This is a genomic window from Streptomyces sp. NPDC044984 (genome assembly GCF_040646935.1).
In the GTDB taxonomy this organism is placed as follows: Bacteria; Actinomycetota; Actinomycetes; order Streptomycetales; family Streptomycetaceae; genus Streptomyces.
This window is the reverse complement of record NZ_JBEZBE010000051.1, coordinates 26,955-35,658: the sequence shown is the minus strand read 5'-3', so window position 1 is coordinate 35,658 and position 8,704 is coordinate 26,955. Positions and strand designations below refer to the sequence as shown.

The 8,704-nt window shown below is 68.5% G+C and carries 8 protein-coding genes; 3 read left to right on the top strand and 5 right to left on the bottom strand.

Features of this window, described 5'->3' with window-relative positions:
• Window positions 1–865 precede the first annotated feature (865 nt).
• The 4 genes from AB0A94_RS35270 to AB0A94_RS35255 form a co-directional block, all read right to left on the bottom strand.
• Window positions 866–1,270 carry a hypothetical protein gene (locus AB0A94_RS35270; protein ID WP_361750639.1) on the bottom strand — a complete coding sequence of 135 codons (405 nt, stop codon included), beginning with the start codon at window positions 1,268–1,270 and terminating at the stop codon, window positions 866–868.
• A 90-nt stretch (window positions 1,271–1,360) separates the two neighbouring features.
• Entirely contained in the window at window positions 1,361–1,525 is a 165-nt protein-coding gene (locus AB0A94_RS35265; protein ID WP_361750637.1) for a hypothetical protein, read from the bottom strand.
• Window positions 1,526–1,848: 323 nt separating this feature from the next.
• On the bottom strand, window positions 1,849–2,142 hold the full coding sequence (locus AB0A94_RS35260) for a hypothetical protein (protein WP_361750635.1): 294 nt from the start codon (window positions 2,140–2,142) through the stop codon (window positions 1,849–1,851).
• 67 nt (window positions 2,143–2,209) lie between these two features.
• Window positions 2,210–2,398: a hypothetical protein gene (locus AB0A94_RS35255; RefSeq protein ID WP_361750633.1), complete on the bottom strand. Its 189-nt coding sequence runs from the start codon at window positions 2,396–2,398 to the stop codon at window positions 2,210–2,212.
• A 291-nt stretch (window positions 2,399–2,689) separates the two neighbouring features.
• Between AB0A94_RS35255 and AB0A94_RS35250 the strand changes: the two genes are divergently transcribed.
• A complete protein-coding gene (locus AB0A94_RS35250) occupies window positions 2,690–5,230 on the top strand; it encodes a Helicase associated domain protein (RefSeq protein ID WP_361750631.1) in 2,541 nt (846 codons plus the stop codon).
• A gap of 390 nt (window positions 5,231–5,620) precedes the next feature.
• On the opposite strand, the gene AB0A94_RS35245 is transcribed toward AB0A94_RS35250, so the two are convergent.
• Window positions 5,621–6,340, bottom strand: coding sequence for a hypothetical protein (locus AB0A94_RS35245; protein ID WP_361750629.1), 720 nt, complete (start codon window positions 6,338–6,340; stop codon window positions 5,621–5,623).
• 578 nt (window positions 6,341–6,918) lie between these two features.
• On the opposite strand from AB0A94_RS35245, the gene AB0A94_RS35240 reads away from it, so the two are divergent.
• Complete coding sequence (locus AB0A94_RS35240; RefSeq protein ID WP_361750627.1) at window positions 6,919–7,536, top strand: hypothetical protein; 618 nt, start codon at window positions 6,919–6,921, stop codon at window positions 7,534–7,536.
• Window positions 7,537–7,614: 78 nt separating this feature from the next.
• The gene (locus tag AB0A94_RS35235; protein ID WP_361750625.1) at window positions 7,615–8,409 is read left to right on the top strand and encodes a DUF6008 family protein; all 795 of its coding nucleotides are present in this window, start codon (window positions 7,615–7,617) and stop codon (window positions 8,407–8,409) included.
• The last annotated feature ends 295 nt before the right edge of the window (window positions 8,410–8,704 follow it).

Here is an 8,704-nt window from a genome sequence, read left to right as displayed (position 1 = left end):
GTCGGTGTGGACGCTGCCGCCGAGGTCCTCGAGGTACGCGGCGAGGGCGTCGGAAATGGCCCGGGAGCCACCGCGGGCGACGGGCCCCCCATCGCTGCGCGATGGCAAACGAACCCCCGCGCTGCGCGCGGGGGTTGCGCTCCCGCTCCGCGGGAGCGCTGGCGGGATGCTGCGCATCCCGCTCACCCGCCTTGCTGCGCAAGGCGGGTGATGTCCCGTCCGCTGCGCTCCCGGGACTCACGGGAGCTTTCGCTGCGCTCCAGCCACTGAGAGGCGCAGCGCGCCCATAAGGTCAGCCCCGCTGCGCGGTGCTATCAACGGGCCTTCGGCCCGAGCAGCAGCAAGAAGGGTGGGGTGTGCGAACCTATGGGCCGAGCGGGAGCAAGAGCTGGGTGCTGCGCAGGGGGAATTGGAGCCAGCTAGTCCAGATCGCTTGGCTCGGCCCCGTAGTCGGCCCCGAGTCTGAGCCGCTGACTGCTTTCCAGCTTGCGCCAGATGAGAACGGAGGAGACCGCCGTCGCTGCCAGGCTTACCGCCCAGATGAGACCCCAGGAAAGGTATTCGCCGGTGATGACGAGGTCCGCGAATGCGGTGAGTCAGCCCCCTACCAGACCGGCCCACGCGGACAGAAAGACAGTCGTTCCCAGTTGCTCCCCGAAACCGTCCGATACCTCCCCCGCCCTCTCGCCGACTGCCGCCTCGAAAACTCAGTCTCCTGGGCGAGAAGCCCTACGCCAACCCTTGAACACCGTGCTGTGCTCCCGGGACTGCGGGGCCTGCGGCCCCGCGAGGACTTCCGCTGCGCTTCAGCCACCGAGGGCGCTGCGCACCCAAGGGCCGGGCTGACTGTGAGGACGCTGTCACGTCACCGTGGGCTGTTGCTCCCTGGAGGGAACGCCTCGTACAGGGCTTCGGCATGCACCGCGTCCCACTGGCTGATCAGCAGGCGCTCCACCCCACCGTCGTGCCGGCGCAGTTCGATTTCCTGTCCTTTGTCGAACTCCACCCGTACCTGCGGGTTCCTGCAGACCACCTCGGCTTCGCCGCGCATCATCTCGAACCAGATGCCGCGTATGGCGTACCGAAGGTCATTGCCTCGGTGACGCAGCACTCGTACCCGACGGTCGGTCAACAGAAGTGAAGCGCGTCGCGAGATCAGGCCCCACAGCGTGCGTCCGTATGTCACCGCACAGCCGGCTGTCATCCGCTCGCCCTTAGGGATCCACTGGGTCAAGCGTTCACGGTCCACCGACCACTTGGCCGCTTCCATCGCCATCTCCCTCGTCATCCGCGTGGCAGCGTCACTGCTCGGTGCTCATCTACCCGCAAGCAGCACAAGGGAGTGGGCTGGCCGAGGTGGTCAGGCAGACGAGCGGCCGGTGATGCCCGGCAGGGTCGTTGTCCTGATCCGGCGGTAGGTCCTGAAGCCGTACACGGTCAATGCTGCCCAGATGACGGTACTGACCAGAGGCCACCACAGGTCCCGGCCCTGCTCGCCCTGGATGAGATTGACGGCCCAGTTCACCGCCCAGCTGACCGTGAGAACAAGCGCTGCCCACCTGGCCCACCGCCACATCCGCATCGTTCCTCGGGCACGGGTTTCCTGTGAGCTCTGATCGTCCTGTCGAAGTCGTGTGCCATCCATACCTACTCGCCTACCCCCTGCGCGCCCCTTGCCTCCCGGCTCCTGGGAGAGGGCCGAAAACGGACGGCCTCACCGGCTTCAGAAATACACAGAGGTGGTCCGGAGAGGGACTGGCTGTCGGCGACGGCTGGCTTGCAGCCAGATGCCGAGGCGCAGAAACACGATGGGACTCGGGCGGGCGGTGCTGCCTTACCGGCAGTGCGTCAGGCATGCGCGTGGCGTGGTGCAGCCGTCTTGCGTGATGTGGCGTGGTGCGCGGGACGTCGCGAGCCTGCAGTCTGGAGGCGTTGTAGCCATAGGGAGGCTGTGAGCAGGAGGCCGCTGAAGACGGCTAGGAGGAGGGCGGACACCCACATCTGCCGGCTGCCGGGCAGTTGCCAGGCGGTCAAGGTGGTCAGCAGCACCCACAGCAGGACGCCTCCTGCGTAGAAGGTGCGGACCCGGCGCAGCTGCCGCACGGCCCGCAGGGACATGACGTGATCAGTTGTGGATGCCATGTTGGCCCGTGTACCCCGGTGCATGCTGTTCAACGGAGTGGGTTGTTCGGGTTCCTCCGGTCGCCGTTCACTTTTGCTGCCGGGTGCGTCCTTCGAAGTCGCGTCGTACTGCCGCGCCTTGGTCCTCGACCAGCCCCGCACTGTCGGGGAGGTCCAGGACGGCGCCGCAGTGGTTGCACAGTTTGCCGTCCTCGGCCGGCGTGCCACACGCCTTGCAGAACCGGTTGCCCTCGCCGTTCCCAATGGTCTGTGTCATGGCTCTCTCCCGCAGGGTGGACAGTGATGGACGGGGAGTACCCCTGGTGTCTGCGCTGATTCTCTGCACATCTGCTTCATTCTGTACTTGCGATAAGTTCTGGAATTGGGTGGCTCCGTCGTTGTGAGTTCTGTGGATCGCTTGAGGGCGGTTATCTGTGTCCAGAATCGGGGCTTGGGTCCGGCGCCGCGGTGTAGGCGCTGTGAGTCGGGGTCCCTTCTGGGATGGTGAGTTGGTTGTGTCGTGGTGCGGGTGTGTTGTCGTCCGGCTTGCGGGAGAGGGTGGACTGAAATGACGGTGAGGGAACTCCGTCCTCATCAGCGGGAAGCCGTGGACGCGGTACTCCGGGCGCTTGAATTTTCTGCAAGATCTACTGTGCCGGAGCGGGGGCTGCGTACTCAGGTGGTCATGGCGACCGGATCGGGCAAGACCCTGGTCGCCGCACGGAGCGCTGAGGAACTTCGTGCGGGTCGCGTGCTGGTCCTCGTCCCCTCCCTGGATCTGCTCGCCCAGACCGAGGCTGCGTGGCGCGCGGGAGGACGCACGGGCCCGATGATCGGGGTTTCGTCCCTGCGGGGTGAGGAGGCGCCCTTCCCTAACACCACGGACGTGGGCGAGCTGGTCGACTGGGTGCGGCTGTTCGACAAGGTCACTGTCTTTGCCACGTACGCCTCCCTTGGGGTCGGCACGCTGGAGCGCGCACACGCCGCCGGCCTTCCGAGCTGGTCGCTGATCGTCGTGGACGAGGCGCACCGGACGTCGGGGCGGCTGGGCAAGCCGTGGGCGGTCGTCCACGACAACACCCGCATCCCCGCCATGCGGCGCCTGTACATGACCGCCACGCCCCGGCTGTGGCGGCTCGACGAGGAGGCCGGGGTTGTGTCAGGCGTGCAGGGTGAGCTGGTTGCCTCGATGGAGGACAATCCCGACGGGCCGTTCGGGTCGCGCTGCTACACGCTGACGCTGTCGGAGGCGATCGACCGGGGGATCTGCGCGCCGTACCAGGTGGTGTGCCTGGACATCACCGACACCCAGCTCCAGGCCGCGCAGTTGCTGGGTGTGGAGGGCCGCTCGGACAAGGTCCGCGGGACCCGGCTCGCGGCCCTGCAGACGGCGCTGGTGAAGGCCTCGGCGGAGGAGGGCTTCCGTAGGACGCTGGTCTTCCACCACCTCGTCAAGGAGGCCGAGGCGTTTGCGGCCGGTCTCCCCCACGTTGCCGGTCGGCTGCGTGCCGCCGAGCCGGAGCTGTATCCGCGCACGGTGTGGGCCGACTGGTTGTGCGGCGAGCACGAGCCAGGCCACCGGCGCCGCGTCCTGGGCGAGTTTTCCAGGGGAATCGCTGCTGACGGCACGGTTGTGGAGAGGACGTTCCTTGGGTCCGTTCGCGTGCTCGGCGAAGGCATCGATACATCCCACTGTGACTCCGTCTACTTCGCGGACGTGCGCGGTTCTATGCCCGACCTTGTGCAGGCCGTCGGTCGCGCCCTGCGTATCCAGCCTGGTGAGGGGAAGGTGGCCAGCTTGGTGGTGCCGGTCCTGCTCGGCCCCGGAGAGACGCCGGACAGCATGCTCACCTCCCGGGCGTACGGCGGGCTCGCAAAGCTGCTGGAGGCGCTCAGGGCGCACGACGCCCGCGTCGTCGAGCGGCTCGCCGAGCAGCAGGCCCGCAGCAGCGTGAGGGGCGTCCGGACCCGCTCGAGCAACGCGGAGGACGAGGGAACCGACAGCTACCGAAGCGACTGTGGTCTGTCGGTGCCCGCCCGGGAACTGCTGAAGTTCTCCGCTCCGCGCGATCCGGCGCGGCTGGCGGCGTTCATCAACCTGCGGGTGATCAATCCCGAGCACGCCCACTGGCGGCGCGGCATGGAGGCTGCCGTCGTCTACCACCGGCTGCACGGCGACCTGCGCGTGCCGTTCACGTACCGCGTGCCTGGCCGCGACGGCCAGGAGACTGAAGCTGAGGGGTGGCCGGCCCCGCTCGTCGGGTTCCCGCTGGGGCAATGGATCGCCGACGCTCGCCGGTTCTACGCCCGCGGGGAGATGAATGCCGACCGGGCCGAGCAGTTGGAAAAGCTCGGCATGATCTGGTCGCACTACGACGTCGCCTGGGAAGAAGGACTTGCCGCGGCACGCGGGTGGGCCGCGGAGAACGGGCACCTCCTGGCACCGACCGATGCCACTTACCAGGGCTACCGGGTGGGCATCTGGCTGAAGAACGCCAGGGCTGCGGCCCGCCGGGCCGCCGAAATCGAACAGCGCCGTGCCGAAGGCCTGTCCGTGGGGTCCTCGACCGGCGCGCTCCTGGAGGAACGCCGCGAGCAGCTCGAAGGCGTCGACCCCGCCTGGTGCCCGGCCTGGCCGGTCGAGTGGCAACGCTGTTTTCACCTCACTCGGATGCACCTTGAGGCTGGTGGCGAGCTGCCGGTGGAGCCGGGCAGCGTCGTGCACCAAGGTGAGGACCTCGGACGGTGGGTGCGGGCGCAGCAACTCGGCTGGTACAAGCTGACGACTGTGCAGCAGTGGATGTGCGAACACATCCTCGGGATTGAGCCCGCGGCCGACGATGAGAAGCCCAAGCCGCGCACCAGCCAGGCCGACAAGTGGGCGCTGAACCTGGCGGTGGCCCGCCAGTTCTACCAGCGTGAGGGGCACCTTCGGGTGCCGAGGAAGCACGTCGAGCGGATCGTCGTCGGTGGTGACGGGAGCGGTGGCGGAGGCGAGGGGCAGGAGCTCCGGCTCGGAGCGTGGATCAGCAACCAGCGCAGCCGGGCTGCGTCGCTGTCCCCGGAACGGGTGGAGCAGTTGTCCGCCATCGGCATGCGTTGGACGTGAGGGAACTCTGGCCGCGGACACCATAGAGCCGTATCCGCCCTCCACGGCCTTGCCGCCGCGCGCGATGTGGCCGGGCGTAGCGGGTACCGTCCGGAGAGCGCGCGGCTGAGGTGGAAGACATCCCGCTGGGATCTGGGCGTTGGCGGAACGGATACTCACCAGCGCCGTGGGTGACCGGCGCGGCTCCGCAAGTGGCGGTGGAGTCGAAGTTGTGGATGGGGCCGGCAGTTGGCCGTTGTCCATGCCTTCACTGTGAGTGGGTTGGTCACGTTCTGCCGGTCGGCCCTTGAGCAGTTGGTACTGGCCGCTCAGGAACGGAGGAGGTGTGGTGCGTCAATCCCTGACGTGGCTTACTGGCGTGCGGTGCGCCGGCAGTTGTCCCGTCCTGGTTCACCGTACCGCGACGGCGGGCTGTTGCCGTTGGGCGGTTTGTCTGCCGTCTCGGACGACCATGAGGTCGGCGGTGTCGGGGGGCATCGCCTGGGTGTCCTGGGGGTAGTAGCGGGAGTGCGCGTCGGCGCCGGTCACCAGGAGGGCTTGGCGGGGTGCCGGCATGTCGATGTTCGTCATCTGCCGGAAGCGGTTCTTGAACCGCACCGAGGTCCGTTTGGCGTTCTTGTCCAGCGTGAAGGTGTAGTCGCCCCTGGCCGTGGCCTTGCCCCGTCCTGTGGCGCCCGCGGCGCCGCCGGTCTCGTCGAAGGCGGGCAGCGCCGTGAAGGAGGCGGCGGTGGCGGCGATCGGTCCGAGCGCTTTGCGACGTTCTGTGGAGTGGACCTCATAGCCGTCGGTGAGTATCCGCTGTGCGGTCTTGGTGTAGTAGGCCGGGTCGGCGGGCGGTTCGGTGTCCAGGGCGCTGGCATGGCGGTTGAACATGCAGAGTGCTGCGGTGGTCAGGATCGTGTCGTGGATGTCGTCGTCGGTGGCGCCCGCTGCGTGGGCTGCGGTCACGGTCTCGTCGTTGAGCGGATGTGGCGCGCGGACGACCTCGGCGGTGGTGTGCAGGAGGTTGCGGGTGCGTTCGGTGACAGTTGTCGTGTCGGGGTCTGTGATCACGGCTTTGACCGCGTTCTTGCCGTCGGGGAGCCGGGCCGCGGCGAACGTGCTGTCCACGGACGGTCCTTTTCCGGCACGGCCCATCAGGAGGTCGTCCCAGGCCGGTCGGTCAATGTGGCGACGTCGGCTCACGGCCTTGGCTGTCTCCTCGTCAGGACGGGACCGGCGAGCGGGCAAGCCGACGGCCGCATGATCGGCGGCTTGTGTCGGAGTCGGTGAGTCGCATGGTGCCGGACGTTCGGCGTGTCGACGTCCGCAGTCTCGAAGAAGCCACCGTGCCGCCGCCGTTCCTACAGTTCGTGGACGTCGGGGCGTCTTATGCAAGTCGGACCTGTCCCTGTGCGATGCGTTGTCTCCGGATGCGAGCGGCGAGAGGGGCCTGGCTGTGGCGGGAGCGGACAAGAATGCGGTGATCGGTGCCTGGTGGCGTGCATGGGAGCCTTTCGAGCTGTTGTCTGCCGCTGCGCGGCGCCGGGGTTTCGTCCTGGCCGGCGTCTTCACGGCCTGCGACGTCGCAGTGTTCGGTGCGGTCAGGTCCCTGATGGGGGCGGAGGGGACGCGTGTGCCGCTCGCTGGTCTCCCTGGGGTGGCTGTTCCTGGGGATGGTCACGGTGTCCGCGCTGTAGCTGTATGGCGTGGTCGTCGGCCTGGTGGGGATGTGCATGCCGTGGTTGTCCCGGGCCGGGAACGTCCTCGGGGCGCTGTCGGGGTGGTCGGTGCGGTCGATGGTGGTCTTCGGCCTCATCGGTCTCATCGGCCTGGCGATGCTCTGGGTGGGGCTGGCTGCCCGGGGGTGCCTGCCGGGTGCCCTGGTCCGCGTTTGGGTGTGTTTCGCCCATGCGCAGATGCTCTTCCTCGGCGTGCTGATCGAAGGCTTCCTCGTAGGCCGGCCGTATCCGCTGTTCCGGCGGTTGTTCCGGGGTGCCGCGGGGAGCGGCGACTTGTTGTACGGCGCGCTGGCTTTCGTGCTGCGGTCCGTCGGCAGCATCGTCGTGGGGGCGGTGCTCTTCCTGCTGCTGTCCTCGGCCGTCGGCTGCCGCCTGGCCTGCGTGCTTGGTCGGCGAGGAAGCCCGGCTGGGCGGCCTTCTTCGCCGGTGCCGCGCTCGTCATGGCGGGTGCCTTCACCGTTTTGTACTGGGATGTCCGGTCCTTGGTTCGCGGGGAGATCCTGCCGTGGTACCCGATCGCCTTCTGGGACCAGTGACGTCCTGTCCCGGATCCACGTCCGCGGACGCCTCCGGCCCTGCCGGTGACGCGGCCGCCCGACTTTCGAAGGATCAGACATGGACCATTCCTCACACGCACCGCATCCGGCGGGAACCGCGGAGGGCATGAGTGCCGTCGCGAGTGCCGTCGACGTCGCGGGTGCCGTGTTCCTCGTTCTGTGGACCGTCGCGATGTGGCTGGCCGTGTGCCTGCTCGCCTGGGCGAACAGAGGTCCGGTGCGGCCCTGGTTGTACCGGGGTTCGGTGGCGGTGATCGGTCTCGGTGTGATCGGCCAGATCGGGCACTTCCAGGAGCATGTCGCCCAAGCGGCCTACTGGATAGCGCATCCTGAGGCGCCTGCCTGGATGACGCCCTGGGGCGACGGTCTGGCCCGCGGTATGGGCCGTGTCGACCCGGACAACCCCGCCCTGGGGATGGAGATCCTGCATTTGACGGGCAACTACGTCTTCCTGGCCGGGCTGGTCGGCATCATGCTGATCACCAGCCGGGCGGTGACGGAGTTGAAGTCCCGCAGGTGGGCGCGGATGGGGGTCTGGATGCAGGGCATCCACGGGCTCGAGCACGTCCTGCTGACGGTGTCCGTGGCGCTGGGCGCCGACCGTGCGATCGGTCTTTCCACCTGGTTCGGCGCCATCGCCCCCGGTCCGGCTCTGACGACGTATCGCGTCTGGTGGCACTTCGTGGCCAACCTGGTCGGTACGGCGATCCTCACCGTCGCGGTCTTCCACCTGTGGCGTGAGCGGCGAGGCGTCAAGGTGTCCCACACCGATGCCGCATCCGGTCCCCGCGAGCGGCGGGACGGTGCCTCCGGTTCCCTCCGGCGGGAGCCGGAGGCGGAGGCGGGGCCCGCGGATTCGGAGACGGAGGGGGCGGCCGTCCTGACGGGACGTGCCCCGTAGGGTCCTTTGGGCCGCTCCGCTCCTCTACGGCACCGGGGGTGGTGCGGGTCTTTCCGCGGGTTGCGAAGGAGGCCTCCGTACGGGTGGCACGGCAGAACCGCCGGCCGGTTCGGGTTCCGAGGGAATCCGTGTCACGCGTCGCGGGGTGGTGTCCGCGGCAAGTCCTCGCCCACCGGGTCGGCGGCTCGACGGGCGGTGGGACGGGGCGGCCCGGTCCCGCTCCTCGGCGTCCGGGCAGGGGTGCCTGTCCGCGTCCTGCGAGGTGGCCCGGGCCGGAGCGGTCCGTCGTGGTGTT